The organism is Amycolatopsis sp. NPDC003676 (genome assembly GCF_053587275.1).
In genome coordinates, this window is the sequence record NZ_JBSFNS010000307.1 from 1 (window position 1) to 1,342 (window position 1,342).

General features: G+C 67.8%; 1 protein-coding gene and 1 pseudogene. Both read left to right on the forward strand.

The window, feature by feature from the left end; translation table 11 throughout:
* The coding region (locus tag ACWDNU_RS45925) for an FAD-dependent monooxygenase (RefSeq protein ID WP_449673459.1) at nt 1-1,072 on the forward strand (1,072 nt) is incomplete at its 5' end.
* A pseudogene (locus ACWDNU_RS45930) lies at nt 1,069-1,342 on the forward strand (hypothetical protein); the annotation flags it as partial. The gene ACWDNU_RS45925 and the pseudogene ACWDNU_RS45930, both read left to right, overlap by 4 nt.

A 1,342-nucleotide genomic window follows, 5' to 3' on the forward strand; every position in this document is an offset into this window, starting at 1 on the left:
GCCGACGGTGTCGTGTCCGCAACCCGGTGGACACCACCGTTTCGAGTTCATGCTCAACGACGAGCAGAGCAAGGAGGAGATGGAGGACCCCGACCGGGTCCGTGATCTCATCGGCCACTACGTCGACCCCGACGAAGTGACGGTGCTGCGCAAACTGGTCTACACCTTCAATGCCGTTGTCGCCGACCAGTGGCGCGCGGGACGCATTCTGCTTGCCGGTGACGCCGCGCACATGACCCCGCAATTCATCGGCCAGGGCATGAACTCCGGTGTCCGCGACGCCGACAACCTCTCCTGGAAGCTCGGCGCCATCATCCAGCACGGCGCCGATCTCGACCTCCTCGACACCTACGAGACCGAGCGACGGCCGCACGCCAAAGCGATGATCGATCTGTCGGTCTTCAACAAGAGCCTCGTCTCGATCGACAACCGGTTCGCCGCGGGCGCTCGTGACGTCGCCTTGGCCACCGCGCTGAAGGTTCCCGGGCTGAATACCTGGATCCGGGAAGCCAAGATGAAGCCGTCCCCACGGTTCAAGCGTGGCGCGTACTTCGGGCTTCCCCGCAATGTGCTGCGCGGGGTAGAAGGCACCCTGGCGCCGCAGCCCGACGTCCGCACCTTCGACGGACGCCACCAGCGCCTCGACGACGCCCTCGGCCTCGGTTTCGCTGTCATCGGCTACGGTGTCGATCCGCGCGATGGACTCGGCGTCGCCCAGCGCAACGCCTTGCAGATCCTCGGAACCCAGTTCGTCACCGTGTATCCGACCGGTGGCCGCCCGCAGGGCGAGCCGGGCGACGCACGCGTCGCCGCCACCGACTACGCCGACGTCGAGGACCACACCGGCGAACTGGCCCGGTGGTTCGCCAAAGCCGGTGTCGCCCAAGGTGGCACGGTGCTGCTCCGCCCGGACAAGTACGTCTTCGGAACCAGCGCGAAGTCCGACGCCACCGAACTGGTCACCGCACTGCTGGCCCGCCTCGCCGTCACCCCCGCGATGCTGACCGCCGATCACAACCCCCTGCGCGTCGTGGCGTCGGCAACGCCGAACACCCTGGAGGAAGCACGATGACCACGACCATGAAGCACCTGCCCGCTGTTCGCGCCGCTGCCGAACGACTCGCGACCGCGACGGACCTGGGCGTGCCCGTGGCAGCGGTGCGTGACCTGATCGGTGCCGACGACGTCGAGTCGGCCTACGCGGTGCAGAATCTGGGCACTCGACGGCGGATCGACGAGGGCGCCCGTGCCGTCGGGCGCAAGATCGGCCTGACCTCCACGGCCGTGCAGCGCCAACTCGGCTGCTGGAGTACCTGGAGGATCTGCTGCGTGGTGCGCTGCG